Origin of the sequence: Caulobacter endophyticus (assembly GCF_003116815.1) — a bacterium.
In the GTDB taxonomy this organism is placed as follows: Bacteria; Pseudomonadota; Alphaproteobacteria; order Caulobacterales; family Caulobacteraceae; genus Caulobacter; species Caulobacter endophyticus.
The window spans coordinates 1-15,113 of sequence record NZ_QDKQ01000056.1 but is presented as its reverse complement, the minus strand read 5'-3'; the positions used below and the strand labels follow the sequence as shown (position 1 = coordinate 15,113).

General features: G+C 68.8%; 18 protein-coding genes and 2 tRNA genes. 10 read left to right on the top strand and 10 right to left on the bottom strand.

What is annotated here, in order from left to right:
* The 3 genes from DDF67_RS15715 to DDF67_RS15705 are packed head-to-tail and all read right to left on the bottom strand — an operon-like array spanning position 1 to position 2,230.
* Positions 1–522 (bottom strand): MaoC family dehydratase, encoded by a 522-nt coding sequence (locus DDF67_RS15715; protein ID WP_109101803.1) that lies wholly within the window; start codon positions 520–522, stop codon positions 1–3.
* A 17-nt stretch (positions 523–539) separates the two neighbouring features.
* A complete protein-coding gene (locus tag DDF67_RS15710) occupies positions 540–1,340 on the bottom strand; it encodes an HpcH/HpaI aldolase/citrate lyase family protein (RefSeq protein ID WP_109101802.1) in 801 nt (266 codons plus the stop codon).
* Between the two features lie 5 nt (positions 1,341–1,345).
* Positions 1,346–2,230 (bottom strand): polysaccharide deacetylase family protein, encoded by an 885-nt coding sequence (locus tag DDF67_RS15705; RefSeq protein ID WP_109101801.1) that lies wholly within the window; start codon positions 2,228–2,230, stop codon positions 1,346–1,348.
* Between the two features lie 121 nt (positions 2,231–2,351).
* Here DDF67_RS15705 and DDF67_RS15700 point away from each other — a divergent pair, with 121 nt between their 5' ends.
* The 3 genes from DDF67_RS15700 (at position 2,352) to DDF67_RS15690 (ending at position 4,632) form a co-directional block, all read left to right on the top strand.
* Positions 2,352–2,666 (top strand): REDY-like protein HapK, encoded by a 315-nt coding sequence (locus DDF67_RS15700; protein ID WP_109101800.1) that lies wholly within the window; start codon positions 2,352–2,354, stop codon positions 2,664–2,666.
* A gap of 2 nt (positions 2,667–2,668) precedes the next feature.
* Positions 2,669–3,508 carry an SDR family NAD(P)-dependent oxidoreductase gene (locus DDF67_RS15695; protein ID WP_109101799.1) on the top strand — a complete coding sequence of 280 codons (840 nt, stop codon included), beginning with the start codon at positions 2,669–2,671 and terminating at the stop codon, positions 3,506–3,508.
* Between the two features lie 122 nt (positions 3,509–3,630).
* On the top strand, positions 3,631–4,632 hold the full coding sequence (locus tag DDF67_RS15690) for an MDR family NADP-dependent oxidoreductase (RefSeq protein WP_109101798.1): 1,002 nt from the start codon (positions 3,631–3,633) through the stop codon (positions 4,630–4,632).
* Positions 4,633–4,724: 92 nt separating this feature from the next.
* Here DDF67_RS15690 and DDF67_RS15685 read toward each other — a convergent pair whose 3' ends face one another.
* From DDF67_RS15685 to DDF67_RS15675, 3 genes are all read right to left on the bottom strand, one after another.
* On the bottom strand, positions 4,725–6,056 hold the full coding sequence (locus tag DDF67_RS15685) for an MFS transporter (protein WP_199229254.1): 1,332 nt from the start codon (positions 6,054–6,056) through the stop codon (positions 4,725–4,727).
* Between the two features lie 181 nt (positions 6,057–6,237).
* Positions 6,238–6,313 (bottom strand) — tRNA-Lys (locus DDF67_RS15680).
* A gap of 187 nt (positions 6,314–6,500) precedes the next feature.
* Positions 6,501–6,576: transfer RNA gene (locus tag DDF67_RS15675), tRNA-Lys, on the bottom strand.
* A gap of 84 nt (positions 6,577–6,660) precedes the next feature.
* Here DDF67_RS15675 and DDF67_RS15670 point away from each other — a divergent pair.
* Complete coding sequence (locus tag DDF67_RS15670; protein WP_109101797.1) at positions 6,661–6,999, top strand: Hpt domain-containing protein; 339 nt, start codon at positions 6,661–6,663, stop codon at positions 6,997–6,999.
* Positions 7,000–7,001: 2 nt separating this feature from the next.
* Here DDF67_RS15670 and DDF67_RS15665 read toward each other — a convergent pair whose 3' ends face one another.
* Positions 7,002–7,814: an AraC family transcriptional regulator gene (locus DDF67_RS15665; RefSeq protein WP_109101796.1), complete on the bottom strand. Its 813-nt coding sequence runs from the start codon at positions 7,812–7,814 to the stop codon at positions 7,002–7,004.
* A gap of 145 nt (positions 7,815–7,959) precedes the next feature.
* Between DDF67_RS15665 and DDF67_RS15660 the strand changes: the two genes are divergently transcribed.
* A complete protein-coding gene (locus tag DDF67_RS15660; RefSeq protein WP_109101795.1) occupies positions 7,960–8,694 on the top strand; it encodes a siderophore-interacting protein in 735 nt (244 codons plus the stop codon).
* Between the two features lie 84 nt (positions 8,695–8,778).
* Here the strand turns inward: DDF67_RS15660 and DDF67_RS15655 are convergent, their stop codons facing one another.
* The 3 genes from DDF67_RS15655 to gcvA are packed head-to-tail and all read right to left on the bottom strand — an operon-like array spanning position 8,779 to position 10,389.
* On the bottom strand, positions 8,779–9,063 hold the full coding sequence (locus DDF67_RS15655; RefSeq protein WP_109101794.1) for a hypothetical protein: 285 nt from the start codon (positions 9,061–9,063) through the stop codon (positions 8,779–8,781).
* 2 nt (positions 9,064–9,065) lie between these two features.
* Positions 9,066–9,395 carry a chorismate mutase gene (locus DDF67_RS15650; RefSeq protein ID WP_109101793.1) on the bottom strand — a complete coding sequence of 110 codons (330 nt, stop codon included), beginning with the start codon at positions 9,393–9,395 and terminating at the stop codon, positions 9,066–9,068.
* Between the two features lie 37 nt (positions 9,396–9,432).
* Positions 9,433–10,389, bottom strand: a complete 957-nt coding sequence (gcvA, locus tag DDF67_RS15645) for a transcriptional regulator GcvA (RefSeq protein WP_109101792.1) — start codon at positions 10,387–10,389, stop codon at positions 9,433–9,435.
* A gap of 218 nt (positions 10,390–10,607) precedes the next feature.
* Between gcvA and cobA the strand changes: the two genes are divergently transcribed.
* The 5 genes from cobA to DDF67_RS15620 are packed head-to-tail and all read left to right on the top strand — an operon-like array spanning position 10,608 to position 14,737.
* Positions 10,608–11,453 (top strand): uroporphyrinogen-III C-methyltransferase, encoded by an 846-nt coding sequence (gene cobA / locus DDF67_RS15640; protein WP_109101791.1) that lies wholly within the window; start codon positions 10,608–10,610, stop codon positions 11,451–11,453.
* Positions 11,450–11,818 carry a DUF2849 domain-containing protein gene (locus DDF67_RS15635; RefSeq protein ID WP_109101790.1) on the top strand — a complete coding sequence of 123 codons (369 nt, stop codon included), beginning with the start codon at positions 11,450–11,452 and terminating at the stop codon, positions 11,816–11,818. Before cobA ends, DDF67_RS15635 begins: the two co-directional genes overlap by 4 nt.
* Before the next feature lie 9 nt (positions 11,819–11,827).
* Positions 11,828–13,486: a nitrite/sulfite reductase gene (locus DDF67_RS15630; protein ID WP_109101789.1), complete on the top strand. Its 1,659-nt coding sequence runs from the start codon at positions 11,828–11,830 to the stop codon at positions 13,484–13,486.
* Positions 13,470–13,994: a DUF934 domain-containing protein gene (locus tag DDF67_RS15625; protein ID WP_109101788.1), complete on the top strand. Its 525-nt coding sequence runs from the start codon at positions 13,470–13,472 to the stop codon at positions 13,992–13,994. Before DDF67_RS15630 ends, DDF67_RS15625 begins: the two co-directional genes overlap by 17 nt.
* Positions 13,994–14,737, top strand: a complete 744-nt coding sequence (locus DDF67_RS15620) for a phosphoadenylyl-sulfate reductase (RefSeq protein WP_109101787.1) — start codon at positions 13,994–13,996, stop codon at positions 14,735–14,737. The genes DDF67_RS15625 and DDF67_RS15620 overlap by 1 nt, the downstream gene beginning before the upstream one ends.
* The last annotated feature ends 376 nt before the right edge of the window (positions 14,738–15,113 follow it).

Below are 15,113 nucleotides of genomic sequence, written 5' to 3'. Positions count from 1 at the left end.
TTAATAGTTCCCGACCTTGTCCTCGACGGCGTGGCCGCGCGCCGGGATCAGCATGTTGCGCTTGAAGGTGCAGACGACCGTGCCGTCCTGGTTGATGCCCGTGGTCAGGATCGTGACGATGCCCTGGCCGGGGCGCGACTTGCTCTCGCGCTTGGCCAGCACCTCGCTCTCGCCATAGATCGTGTCGCCGGCGAACACCGGGGCGCTGAACTTCACCTCGTCCATGCCGAGGTTGGCGATGGCCTTCTGCGAGACGTCGGTCACGCTCATGCCGATCAGCAAAGCGAGGGTGTAGGGGCTGACCACCAGGTTCTTCTTGAACTCCGAGGCCTTGGCGAACTCGGCGTCGAAGTGCATCGGGTGGGTGTTCAGCGTCAGCAGCGTGAACAGGTGATTGTCGTACTCGGTCACCGTCTTTCCGGGGCGGTGCTCGTAGACGTCGTCGACGATGAAGTCCTCGAAATAGCGGCCGAAGGTCTCGCGGTAGCGCTGAGGACCGACCTCTTTCCAGTTCTGCGACATGGGGGAGTCTCCTAGGTCTAAGCGCGGTCGAGCACGCGCCGAGCGGCGCGGATGACCGGCAGTTCGATCAGCTTGCCGTCCAGCAGGGCGGCGGCCCCGCCAGCGGCGTCGAAGGCCTCGACCACGCGCCGGGCGCGCTCGATCTCGGCGGGCGAGGGGGTGTAGGCGGCGTTCACCGCGGCCACCTGGGCCGGGTGGATGCACGACCGGCCGGTGAAGCCCAGGGCCTTGGCCCGCAGCGTCGAGGCGGCTAGGTCGTCCGGATCGGCAAGATTGAGGTGCGGCACGTCCAGCGAGGCGACGCCGGCCCGGCCGCAGGCGGCGATCAGCGTGCCGCGGCCCAGGAGCAGGGCGTCCCAGTCCATGGTCGAGCCGAGATCGGCAGACAGGTCCGCGCCGCCGAACAGGGCGCCGGCCACGCCGGGCGCGGCGCAGATCTCGAAGGCCCGGCGCACGCCTTCGGCCGACTCGACTACCGGCCATAACGGCAGGCCCGGCAGCACCTCTCCGGCGGTCAGCAGGTCTTCCGGCGCGGCCACCTTGGGGATCATCAGGAAGTCTGGGCGCACGTCGCTCTCGGCCAGCGCCACGAGGTCCTTCAGGCCCTCCAGCGTACGCACGCCGTTGATCCGCAGGCCGACCACGGCGGTGCGCGGCGCGGCCAGGAAGGCGAGGGCGGAAGCGCGAGCCTCGCCCTTGCCGGCCGGCGGCACGGCGTCTTCAAGGTCGATGCAGACGGCGTCCGCGCCGGCGTCCAGCGCCTTGCCGAAGCGATCCGGGCGCGTCCCGGGCACGAAGAGCAGCGAGCGAAAGGTCATAGGCGTCAATCGCCTATCGGCACGGCCTCAGCGAACGCCTGGGCGATTTTTCTCCGACAGGCGATCCAAACGCCGTCCTGGGCGGTCACGTGGTCGAGGAACTTGCGGAAGGCGCCGATGCGGCCAGGGCGGCCGATGATCCGCAGATGCAGGCCAAGGCTCATCATTCGCGCGCCCACCTCCTGGCTCTCGGCGTGCAGCTCGTCGAAGGTGGCCACGGCGTAGTCCAGCCAGTCCTTGGCCGTCAGCGACGGGGCCAGCCAGAACTTCATGTCGTTGGAGTCCATGGCGTAGGGCAGGATGACCATGAGCTTCGCCTGCCCGTCCGAGGTCTCGACCCGATCCCAGAACGGGAAGTCGTCGGAATAGTCGTCCATGTGGTAGCTGAAGCCGGCCTCGGCGATCAGGCGGCGGGTGTTGTCGGTGTGCAGGTAGCGCGACAGCCAGCCCGACGGGCGGGCGCCGATCGTACGTTCGATCGAGTCGGCGGCCTTGGTGATGAACTCGCGCTCCCTGGCCTCGTCCATCCAGAACTGGTGAGTCCAGCGATAGCCGTGGGCGGCGACCTCGTCGCCTCGGGCGCGGATGGCGGCGGCGAGATCTGGAGCGCGTTCCAGGGCCAGGGCCGCGGCCGTCCAGGTCGCCTCGACGCCGTACCGGTCCAGGATGCGCAGGATGCGTGGCGCCCCGGCCTTGATGCCGTACAGATAGTTGCTCTCGCTGCCGTGCATGCGCATCGGCTTCTTGGGAACCGCGCCCAGCTCGTCGACCGGCTCAGGACCCTTGTCGCCGTCGCGGATGTTGTGCTCGGCGCCTTCCTCGACATTGACGACGATCGACAGGGCCAGGCGCGAGCCGTCAGGCCAGCGGAAGTCTTCAGGTGCGGGCACGGGGCTTTCTCCAGTAGGCGGTCACTTCGCTCGCGGCGCTCGCGCCTTCCGGTGCGGCGCTCCAGCGTGCGGCCTCCAAATCTTCACGGCGGCATGAGAGCCGCAACGGAGGGAGCGCCCGATGGCCGTCACGCGGATTGTCGCCCTGTTCAACCTGAAGCCCGGCGTCTCGGTCGCCGATTACGAGGCCTGGGCCAAGGAACGCGACCTGCCGACCGTCAACGGCCTGAAGTCCATCGACAAGTTCGAGGTCTTCCGCTCGGCGGCCCTGCTCGGGACCGACGCTGCGCCGCCCTATCAGTACGTGGAGATCATCGACGTCGCGGACATGGACGCCTTCGGGGCCGACGTGTCGAGCGAAACGATGCAGGCGATCGCCGCCGAGTTCCAGGCCCTGGCCGACACCACCTTCATCGTCACCGAGAAGGTGGGTTGAGCATGGCGGGACGCTTCGGAGGCAAGACGGCGGTCGTCACCGGGTCCGGTCGGCGCGGAGGCCTGGGGGAGGCCATCGCACGACGCCTGGCGCAGGAGGGAGCGGCGGTGGTCGTCTCCGACATCGGTCGCTCCGTCGATCCTTCTACGCCTGCCGGCATGATCGGCGGGACCGAGGAGATGGAGGCGATCGCCGCCGATCTGCGCCAGTACGGCGGGTCGGCCAGCATCCGACCCTGCGACGTTCGTCGCTGGGACGAGGTCCGGGCGCTGGCCGACCATGCCGTGGATACCCACGGTTCGCTCGACATCTGGGTCAACAACGCCGGCATCGGCTACATCATGAAGCCGCTGATGGAGGTCCGGCCCGAGGACTGGTCGGCGGTCATCGACGTCAACCTGACCGGCTGCTTCTTCGGCCTGAAGGCCGCCGCCGAGGTGATGATCCCGCAAGGCAGGGGCGGCCGCATCGTCAATATCGCCAGCCAGGCGGCGAAGTCCGGCTTTCCGCACGCCCAGGCCTACACCGCCTCCAAGCACGGGCTCGTCGGCCTGACGCGTTCGGCCGCCATCGAGCTGGGCGCGCACCAGATCACCGTCAACAACGTCTGCCCCAACCACGTGACCACGGGTCTCGGCGCCTGGCAGAACGAGTATTTCGCCAAGGTCACCGGCGCGGCCTCGGTCGAGGCCTACTTGGCCGCCATGGCCGCCCGCATCCCGCTGGGCCGCCCCGGCAAGCCTGAGGACACCGCCGACGCGGTGGCCTTCCTGTGCTCGGACGAGGCCAGGTACATCACCGCCGAGAGCATGAACGTCTCCGGCGGCGAGGAGCCGCACTAGGAGGTCGGCGAGGTCATTCCTCCGGCAGGCGGATGGATCCGACGAGACGGCCGCGGTAACCGCGTCCCGGCCGCTAGGGTCCGGCGAGAGTCCCAAATCCGGGGCGCCGGAGCGTATCGATCATGACCAAGACCCTGGAAGTCGTCCTCAAGCGCGTGCTCGAGGACGTGCCCGTCGCCGCCGATTTCGAAGTGGTCGAGCGCGTCGCGCCGACCACGGCGCCCGCCGGCCAGCTGCTGGTGCGGGTGCTGTACCTGTCGCTCGATCCCTATCTCGGCCCCCGCCTGCGCGGCCGGCACATGGGCGAGCCGCGCCCGGCCCCCGGCGAGACCCTGCCGGGCTCGGCCGTGGCCGAGGTCATCGCCTCGGGCCATCCGGACTTCGCGCCGGGCGACCACGTGATCGGCGAAGCCGGCTGGGCTCAGGTCGGCCTGATGGACGCCAGGTTCGCCCGCAAGGTCGACCCGACGCTGGGCGTGTCCAATCACCTGGGCGTGCTGGGCATGCCGGGCCTGACCGCCTGGGCAGGCGTAACCCAGCTGGCCAAGGTGGGCGCCGGCGACGTCTTCACGGTCGACGCGGCCGCCGGCAGCGTCGGCGGCACGGCCGGCCAGATCGCCAGGATCCTCGGCGCCAAGGCCGTCGGCATCGCCGGCGGGGCCGACAAGGTCGCGCAGGTGGTCGAGCGCTACGGCTTCGACGCCGCCGTCGACTATCGCAAGGAAGGCTGGGTCGACGAGTTGAAGGCCCTGACCGACGGCGGTCCCACCGTTCACTTCGAGAACGTCGGCCAGCCGATCTTCAATTCGGTGTTCGGCCTGCTGAAGACCTACGGCCGCGTGGTGATCTGCGGCCTGTCGGCCCACCACCATGCCGACGGCCCGCCGCCGCAGTTCGGCCTGGGCCCCATCGTCGGCAAGCGCGCCAGCGTCATGGGCCTGGTGGTCTACGACTTCTATCCGCGCTGGAGCGAGTGGGTGAAGACCGCCGAGCCGTGGCTCAAGGAGGGCCGCCTGGTGCAGGTCGAGGATCTGGGCGAGGGCGTCGAGTCGGCCCCGGCGCAGTTCGAGCGCCTGATGAAGGGCGCCAACACTGGCAAGACGCTGGTGAAGGTGGGCGAGTAACCGCTTCGTTCGTCATCCCGGAAGCCGCGCAGCGGCTGTCCGGGACCGAGGGGCCGGCGCATCGCGTCGGCCCCTTTGCCTTGGGAGGGGCCTCACGCCCTCCCGAACTTCGCGTATAGAGCCGCCGCGGCCAGGTTGAACGCCGCGGGGGCGTAGGCGAAGGCCACGGCCACGCCGACCAGGGCCGAGCCCGGCTGGGCAGCCCCGGTCACCGCCAGGGCGCTGGAGAAGCCGAAGGCCGACAGGACCAGACCCGTCAGCAGGGTGCCGCCCAAAGCAAAGCCGATCTTGTCGGCCCCGGTCCACAGCGCCGAGAACACGCCGGCCCGGCTCTCACCATGCTCGGCCTCGTCCTGGGCGATGACGTCCGACAGCAGGCTGTAGCCCATCAGGCTCCAGCCCGAGTTGAACAGGGCGAACAGCACGACGACGGCGTAGATCGCGCCGAGCGGCGCGCCGGCCATCACGCCCCACAGCGCCTGGACGACGGCGTGGCCCAGCGCGGCGGCGATGTAGATCCGCTTGCGGCCGAAGGCGGCCGACAGCTTGATCCACAGCGGCTGGGCGGCGATGACCACGGCGCTCATAACCAGCACGATCAGGCCGATCTGGGTCAGGGCGTCCTTGCGGCCCATGTTGTAGCTGAGGAAGTAGATCATCGCCGCGTAGCCGAGGCCCGAGCCGACCAACTGCAGCAGGTAGGCGCCCAGCAGGGGGCGGAAGGCCTTGTCGGTCAGGGCGCTGAGGATCGCCTTCAGGCGCAGCGCCGGCTGGGCGATGGCCTGGACCACCGGACGGGGCGAGGCAAGGAAGGCGATCAGCAGGCTGGCCGCGCAGACGCCAGCCAGCACCAGCGACATCTGCGAATAGGCCGGACGTCCGCCGCCCCAGGTCTGCACAAGCACGGGCGCCAGGGCGTTGCCGACCAGGAGGCCGATGGCCGAGAAGCCCATCCGCCAGGCCATGACCACGGTGCGTTCCTTCGGATCGTCCGACAGTTCCGTGCCGATCGCCAGGTACGGCACCGAAAAGGCCCCGAACACGATCATGTAGAGGCTGAAAGCGCCGGCCACGTAGGCGGCGCTGGCGGTGGGCGAGCCCTCCGGCACGTGGAACAGCAGAATCAGCGCCAGCGGCGCCAGCAAGGCCCCGGCCAGCAGCCACAGGCGGCGCGGAATCTTCGCCTTCCAGCGGTCCGAGACCAGGCCGACGGTCAGGTCGGAGATCAGGCCCCAGAACAGCTTGGGAAAGAAGATCGCCGCCCCGGCCAGCGCCGGCTCCACACCCAGCGCATTGGTCATGAAGAACAGCAGCAGCAGCGACGGAGCGTCGCGGAACACCTGGCCGGCGATCTGGCCCGCGCCATAGCCGGCGTGGACGAGCAGGGGCAGGCGGTGAGGCGAGGGCGGTTTGGCGGCGGTCATGGCGCGGATCCGTTGCAAAGGATCAGCGACGCTAGGCGTGAAACGCCACCGCAAGCGGCCGCCCATGGCGGCGCCCGACAGTCGGACAATCGTTGATTGAGGTCTGGTGTGCTTGCACGAAGCAGCGGCGCCGGCCGCTTTCGCGGCCATCCGGCTTCAGATCAACAAATCGAAGAGAGAATGGTGGGTGTACAAGGATTCGAACCTTGGACCCGCTGATTAAGAGTCAGCTGCTCTACCAACTGAGCTATACACCCGTTCGCGTTTCGAAGTCGCTTTCGCGTCCCCGACGGCGAGGCGCGATACATACCCCAAGACGCAGAGAGCGCAATCCGATTTAGACAAGAAGGTGTGGATATATTCGTCGCACCCGGACGAAACGCAGATACGCCAAAGCGCCTCCCCGGAGGGGGAAGTTCTTAGCGGTTCAAGTATTGAGGAGAATGGTGGGTGTACAAGGATTCGAACCTTGGACCCGCTGATTAAGAGTCAGCTGCTCTACCAACTGAGCTATACACCCATTCGCGATTCCGAAGCGCTGAAGCGTCCCGGCGGCGAGGCGCGGAACATACGCAATGAATTTGAGAGCGCAAGGACTTTTTCGATGGCCAGGCGAGATATCAGCGGAGCCGTGGATTTCGCCTACCTGGAAGGGTTCGCGATGGGCGACGCAACGGTGATCGAAGAGGTGCTGGCCCTGTTTCGCGAGCAGGCCGCGCTGTGGACGCCGATGCTGGATCCCAGCCATCCCGGCTGGCGTGACGCCGTCCATACGGTGAAGGGCGCGGCGCGCGGCGTCGGGGCCAATGCGCTGGGCGAGGTCTGCCAGCGCGCCGAAGACGGGCAGGCCAGCCTGGACGAGGTCAAGACCGCCCTCGACCGGGCGCTGCTCGACATCGCCGCCTACGTCCACGAGCAGGCGCTGCGCTCGCTGAAGGGATAGTCTCAGGCGCGTCCCGGGTGGCGTTCGGCCATGTAGCGGCCCGGCGACGCGCCCAGCGCCTTGCGAAACATGGTCACGAAGCTGGGCGTGCTCTCATAGCCCAGGTCGGCGGCGACGCTCTGGATCGATGCGCCTGCCGCCAGCCATTTGACGGCCAGCACCACGCACAGCTGCTGCCGCCAGCGCCCGAAGCTCATCCCGGTCTCGCGGTCGATGAGCCGCATCAGGGTGCGCTCGCTCATGCCCGCGTGCTTGGCCCAGGCCGTGAGGCTGCCCCGCGCGGCAGGCGCGGCCATCATCTCGTCGACGATCCTGCGAAGGCGTGGGTCGCTGGGCATGGGCAGGTGCAGGTCTTCCACCTGCGCGGCGGCGATCTCGTCCAGCAGCACCGACACCAGGCGAGAATTGGGGCCGGCTTCATCATAGAGGTAGGGCAGGTGCGCCGCCCGGGCCAGCAACTCACGCAGCAGCGGCGTCACCGACACCGCGCAGCAGGTCCTGGGCAGGTCCGCGCCCATCTGCGGATCGATGAAGGCGTTGTAGCCCTCCAGCGCGCCGCTGGCCTTGATCGCGTGCAGCGCGCCGCCGGGAATCCAGATGGCGCTGCGGGGCGGCACGACCCACAGTCCGCCCTCGACCTCGCAGCTCAGCGCGCCGCGTTGAACCAGGATGATCTGGCCCTTTCTGTGCTGGTGCAGGTCCAGCTCGATGTCGCCCACCTCGTCCATCATCGCGCCGAACACCACGATCGGCCGGGGAATCTCGTCGGGCTCGATCCAATCTTCCTTGGCCGTCAGGTCGCTGATGATGGGCAAGGATCGCTCCGGACGCGTATGGCGAAATTCGATAATATTCTGGCGATCCTTCGGAATGACGCCATTTCCACTTCTGGCTATCCGATCGTTGCAGCCAAGTCGAGATCGCCTCGGCTCGGCGTTTCGAGAAGGAGCGGTCCTGGCCATGACGATAAGCACACGCACCGAGGCGCCGCCCGGACGCCTTGGCCGCACCCTGATCCGCCTGATGATGCGGCCAGCCTGGATCGCTTCGTGTGTGCCGCTGGGCGCCCGCTTCCGGCTCGTCACGCTGGAGGGGGCGGCGCTGAAGGGCGCGCCCTGGACCCCCGGCCAGAAGATCCAGGTCGCCATGGGCTCGGCCTTCCTGGCTCGCACCTATACGCCGATGGATTGGGACGCCGGCCAGGGCCGGACGCGCATCCTTGGCTATGCGCATGGCGAGGGGCCTGGCAGCGACTGGCTGCGATCGCTGGCGCCGGGCGCGCAGTGCGACGTCTTCGGCCCGCGAGCCTCGCTAAACGCGGCGCATCTGGCGGGACCGCTCGTGGTGTTCGGCGACGAGACCTCGATCGGACTGGCCGCCGCGCTGGCTGCGCATGACCCCGCGCGAAGCCTGGCCTGCATCTTCGAGGTGAGCGACCTGAAGGAAGCCGAAGCCGTCGTGGAGCGATTGGGACTGTCGAGGGCGGCCCTGTTCAGGAAGGCGGCCGACGAGACTCACCTCGACACGATCGGCGAGGCGTTCTCGTCGCTGGCCGGAGCCGGCGCGTCCTTCATGCTGACGGGGCGGGCGGCCGCCATCCAGAAGCTTCGGCATGAGCTGAAGCGGCGGGCGGTCGCGCCCAGGCGCATCCTCGCCAAGGCCTACTGGGCCCAAGGCAAGACGGGGCTGGACTGATGTCGATCACCTGGCGCACCGCCGGCCTCTTCCGCGAGGGCGCCGGCGCGACAAGAAGCGGCCGCCGCGAAGGCGGGCAGGGCTCTACGTCGGATTCGGAATCGATTCCGTCAGATCCTCGAACGCCCCGACCTCCAGCCCCGCCGTCTCCTTGCGGGTAAGGACGCGGGTGTCGTACTCGCGACCGACGAACACCCGGACGCCGCGATAGCGCTGGCCGCGAACGGCCGAGACGGTCTCGGTGCGGATCTGCGTGCCGTAGAGCCTGGCGTTCAGGTAGAGCAGCCCCGGGCGCAGGTCGTCGTCGCCCTTGGCCGCGGCTTCGGCGGCCATCTCGTCCAGGAGCTTGTCGATCTCTTCCTTGGTCACGCCTAGCCCTTGGTCCGGTCCCAGCTGCCGTATTCGTAGGCGATGCAGCGGTCGATCAGGGTGCGCCACACCGGCTCGGCGATGGCTTCGGACAGGCCGGCCTCTCGGGCGGCGGCCTTGACCTTGTCGACCACGTCCTCGATGCGGGCGCGGTCGAACACCTTGGAGCGGTCGGCCTTGATGCGGGCGGCGGCGTCCATGTAGCCCTGGCGCTCGGTCAGCAGAGCCACCAGGGCCCGGTCCAGAGCGTCCACGCCCTGGCGGACGTCGAGCATGGTCTGGCAGTCGGCGGGAGCTAGGCGCTCGTCGACGGTGAGAGTCGTCTTGATCATGCGCCCCTTTAAGCCGGTTTGGCTGCGCCGTTCCAGCCTAGATGCCGGCCCCGTTGTCGATCGTCAGAAGAGCCGCTTCATGGGCGGCGGCCTCGTCTTTCAGCCAGCCGACGAAGGCCTTCACCTGCGGCAGGCGGCCCTTGGCCTTGGGGTGGACGACGTAGTAGGCGAAGTCCACCGAGGTGGCGATGTCGAACGGGATCACCAGCCGCCCGGCGTCCAGGTCGGCCTGGGCCAGGGTGCGCTTGGCGAGCGCGATGCCGCGGCCGTTGGCGGCGGCCTCGATCACCAGGCTCGACTGGTTGAAGCGCGGGCCGCGGGCGCCGTCGACGCCCTTGATGCCGCGCGCCGCCAGCCACATGGCCCAGTCGGGGCACGAGTCGTCGGCGTCCGGCGAGCCGTCGTGCAGCAGGATGTGGCGGGCCAGCTCCTCGGGCGATTCCAGCGGGTTATCGGCCAGGAGCTCCGGGCTGGCCACCGGCACCACGGTCTCGTTCAGCAGGCGGGTGACTTCCAGCCCGGGATAGCGGCCCGAGCCGTAGCGGATAGCCAGGTCCACCTCGCCGGCGGCGAAGTCGACGACCTCCATGCCGGCCGACAGCCAGACGTCGACCTGCGGCTGGGCCTGTTCGAACTTGCCCAGGCGCGGCACCAGCCACTTGGCGGCGAACGAGGGCGCGGCGGTCAAGGTCAGGCGGCGGCCGTCTACGGCGGCGGTCAGCAGGGACGCGGCCTCGGCCAGGCGGTCGAAGGCCTCGCGCAGGGCGGGCAGGGCGGTCTGGGCCGCGTCGGTCAGCAGCAGGCCCTTGGGCGTGCGCTTGAACAGGGCCGCGCCGACATAGTCTTCGAGATTCTGGATCTGCTGACTGACGGCGCCCGGCGTCACCGACAACTCGTCGGCGGCGCGGCTGAAGTTCAGGTGACGGGCCGCGGCCTCGAAAGCCCTAAGGGCGTTGAGAGGCGGAAGGCGGCGCCGTTCGGTCTGTCGTTCCATGAGTTTTACTGAACGCCCCGGCAGAAGTCCTTGTTTGCGAATTGGCCTGCCCGCGACCAGTTTGCAAGCGTTCGCTGATGGATTGGCCCTTTTCATCGGCGAGCGCGAGGCGGGGCGGACCCTAGGGTTCGTCCCGCATTTCGTTTGGATTTCACGGCGGGGCCATTTAGGCCCACGCCGCTTTCGCGCGTCCGTCGCGCTCTGTTAGAGGACCTGGGATGGCGTCTTCGCCGGACCGTACCGCCGCCAATCGTCTCGTCGCGCTCAGCGGCGGCGAGGCCGTGCGCGCCATGGGGCGCGTGACCCTGGTCGGCGCCGGTCCCGGCGATCCCGACCTGCTGACCATCAAGGCGCTGAAGGCCCTGCAGGCCTCCGACGTGCTGGTGCATGACGGCCTGGTCTCGGCCGAGATTCTCGACCTGGCGCCCCAGGCCCGCCGGATCGACGTGGCCAAGCGCAAGTCGCGCCACACCCTGCCGCAGGACGACATCAACCAGCTGCTGGTCGCTCTCGCTCGTGAAGGTCTCGAGGTCGTGCGGCTGAAGGGCGGCGATCCGTTCCTGTTCGGCCGTGGAGGCGAAGAGCTGTCGGCCTGCCGCGAGGCGGGGATCGACTGCACCGTGGTTCCCGGCGTCACCGCGGCTCTCGCCGCCAGCGCCGGCGCCGGCGCGCCCCTGACCCATCGCGGCAGCGCCCAGGCCGTCACCTTCGTCACCGGCCACGCGGCTCACGGTGAACCCGACCTGGACTGGACCGCCCTGGCGCGTCCGAACCAGACCGTCGTCGTCTATATGGGCGTCTCGACCGCCGGCTTTATCGCCCAGCGCCTGACCGCCGCCGGCCGCGCCGGCTCGACGCCCGCCCTGATCGTCGAGAACGCCAGCCGCACCGACGAGCGCCGCATCCTGACCACCCTGGCCGGTCTGGCGACCGCCGCCGAGGGGCTTAAAGGTCCGGCCCTGCTGATGGTCGGCGAGGCCATGGCCATGGCCGAAATCAAAGTTCCCGGCGAGACCGCAACGCTCGCCGTCGTCGAAGTTCAAAACGTGAGTTCGGGCCAATGAAAGCCGTGACCGCCAATCGCCTGATCGACGGGGAGGTCGTCTTCTGGAAGGAGGGCGCGTGGGTGGACGGCTTCGGCGACGCCCAGCTGTTCGACGACGACCAGGGCGAAGCCGTCGAGGCCGCCGTAGCCTCCGGCAAGGCCGCTCCGACCGTGATCGTCGATCCCTATCCGATCGACCTCGTCACCGTAGAAGGTCTTGGTCTGGCCCCCGTCAGCTATCGCGAGCGCATCCGCGCGCTCGGACCCACCAATGAACTTCTCCACGGCAAGCAGGCCCAGGGCGGCGCCGTCGTCGAGGCCATCCGTCACGCTTCCGGCGCCGCCCGCTCCACGGGCCGCGTCGACCTGATCCGCCGCAAGTAGGCCGACCCTATGTACCAGTACGACGTCATCGACCGCGAATTCCTGACGGACCGCTCCAACGAGTTCCGCCACCAGGTCACGCGCCGCCTTGCCGGCGAGCTGACCGAGGACCAGTTCAAGCCGCTGCGCCTGATGAACGGCCTCTACCTGCAGCTCCACGCCTACATGCTGCGGGTCGCCATCCCCTACGGCTCGCTGAATTCCCGCCAGGCCCGCCGCCTGGCCTGGGTCGCCCGCACCTACGACAAGGGCTACGGGCACATGACCACGCGTCAGAACGTCCAGTTCAACTGGATCAAGCTGAAGGACGCGCCGGATATCCTGGACGCCCTGGCCGAGGTCGACCTGCACGCCATCCAGACCAGCGGCAACTGCATCCGCAACACCACGGCCGACCCCTATGCCGGCGCCACGGCCGAGGAGATCGACGATCCGCGCGTGTGGTCCGAAGTCATCCGCCAGTGGTCGACCCTGCACCCCGAATTCAGCTACCTGCCGCGCAAGTTCAAGATCGCCATCACCGGCGCCCTGACCGACCGCGCGGCGGTCAAGGTGCACGACATCGGCCTGATCCTGCGCCGGGCCCGCGATGGTTCGCTGGGCTTCGAGGTCATCGTCGGCGGCGGGCAGGGGCGCACGCCCTATGTCGGCCCGACCATCAAGCATCACCTGCCGGCCGGCAGCCTGCTGAGCTACCTGGAAGCCGTCCTGCGCGTCTACAACCGCCACGGTCGCCGCGACAACATCTACAAGGCCCGCATCAAGATCCTGGTGGCCGCCCTGGGCGCCGAGGAATTCGGCCGCCAGGTCGAGGAAGAGTGGGCCAAGATCGATCAAGGCCGCGCCGACCTGGGCGACCAGGAGCTGGCCCGCATCCGTGGCGCCTTCGCCCAGACCCCGTTCGAGACCCTGCCGGCCCGCTCGGAAGCCTTCGAGGTCGCCCGCGCCGCCAGCCCGGCCCTGGCCCGCTTCGCGCGCAACAACGTCAAGCCGCACAAGAAGCCGGGTTACGCCATCGTCGAGGTCTCGTTGAAGGCCGTCGGCCAGACGCCGGGCGACGCCACCGCCGACCAGCTCGACGTCGTGGCGGATCTGGCCGAACGCTACAGCCTGGACGACCTGCGCGTGACCCACGCCCAGAACCTCGTCCTGCCGCACGTCAAGCTCGACGACCTGCCGGCCGTGCACGCCGCGCTGGAAGCCGCCGGCCTGGCCACGGCCAATATCGACCTGATCAGCGACATCATCGCCTGCCCGGGCCTCGACTACTGCGCTCTGGCCAACGCGCGCGCCATCCCGATCGCCCAGGACATCGCCAGGACCTTCGCCGACCCGGACCGGGCCGAGACGATCGGCGAGCTGAAGATCAAGATCAGCGGCTGCATCAACGCCTGCGGCCACCACCACGTGGCCCACATCGGCATCCTGGGCGTCGACAAGAAGGGCGAGGAATTCTACCAGCTCTCGCTCGGCGGTTCGGGCGCGGAAGACGCCTCGATCGGCAAGATCCTCGGCCCGGCCCTGCCGGCCGACAAGGTCGCCCCCGCCATCGACACCCTGGTCGACACCTATCTGGCCGCGCGTCAGGGCGAGGAACGCTTCCTCGACACCTATCGCCGCGTCGGTCTCGAACCCTTCAAGGAAGCGGTCTATGCCCAAGCTGATTAAGCTGTCGGGCGCCGAGGCCCAGTGGGCCGACGACGCCTTCGTTCACGTCGCAGACGAGGACGCCATTCCGGAAGCCGGCGATGTCATCCTGTCGCTGACCCGCTTCCAGGCCGAGGGCGACACGCTGCTGTCGTCCAACAGCCGTCGCGTCGGTGTCCGCGTCGAGCCGGCCGAGGAGGTCGAGGCCCTGGTCTACGACCTGCCGCGCCTGTCGGTGGTGGCCCTGGCCTTCCCGAAGTACCGCGACGGCCGCGCCTACACCTCGGCCCGCCTGCTGCGCGAGCGCTTCAGGTACGAGGGCGAGGTCCGCGCCGTGGGCGACGTCCTGCAGGAGCAGGCCGGCTTCATGGTCCGTTGCGGCTTCGACGCTTTCGAGCCGAACGACGGCGCCACGCCGGAAGCCTGGACCAAGGCCGCGGCCCGCTTCCGCCATGTCTATCAGCGCGCCGCCGACGCCCGCCCGATCGCGGCGGACGAGCGGGCGCAGCAGAAGGAAGGCGCTCTCTGATGGCCTACGACCAGACCGACGCCGCGCCGACCCTGGCGGCGCGGCTGGACGCCGAACTGCGCGACGCCCATCCGCTGACCATCCTGCGCAAGGCCTACGAGACCTTTGGCGACAAGCTGGCCCTGGTCAGCTCGTTTGGCGCGGAATCGGCCGTGCTGCTGCATCTGGCCTCGCAGGTCTCGAAGGACATTCCGGTGCTGTTCCTCGACACCGGCATGCTGTTTGGCCAGACCCTGGACTATCGCAAGAGCCTGGCCGCGCAGTTGGGCCTCACCGACGTGCGCGACCTGCGTCCGGCCTTCGCCGACCTGGCCGTGCAGGACCCGAAGTCGGATCTCTGGCGCACTGACACCGACGCCTGCTGCCATATCCGCAAGGTGCTGCCGCTGGATCGGGCGCTGGAGGGCTTCACCGCCTGGTGCACGGGCCGCAAGCGCTTCCATGGCGGGGATCGCCTGCGCCTGGCCGTGGTCGAGGAAGCCGACGGCCAGATCAAGTTCAACCCGCTGGCCAACTGGAGCAAGGCCGAGCTCGACGCCTACGCGGCCGAGCATCAGCTGCCGGCCCACCCGCTGGTCGCCCAGGGTTTCCCGTCGCTGGGCTGCTGGCCGTGCACCAAGCCGGTCGACGATCCCAACGCCGACGTCCGCGCCGGCCGTTGGCAGGGCCAGGACAAGACCGAATGCGGCATCCACGTCGCCCGCGCCCCGGGCGCGGCCCCGAACATGGGCGGTGACATCTAGGCCTGGGATCTCCCTCGCCCCCGTGGCGCGGCTTTAGGATCCTCCCCCTGAAGGGGGAGGCGGCCCGGAGGGCCGGAGGGGAAATTGAGACGTCGGCCGTTTTCCCCCACCCGTAAAATCCCCGCTTTCGCGGGGATTGGACGGAGTTGTGGGCCGCACGGGGATAGACGCGGCTCCATCCACGGTAAGTTCGTGAAAGAATCCAACGAACTCAATCCCTTGCAACTTTCTCACCCAAACTTATCAGACGCGCTCAGCCCTGGGCCATAATCAAAGCCGTCCCCGCCATGGGGAGGGCTCTTGGTACCGGCCCAAGCGTGGCGAGGACCGCATCGAGCGGGGCCGCAAGGCGCGTATCGGGAAGGCGGGAGAGGGT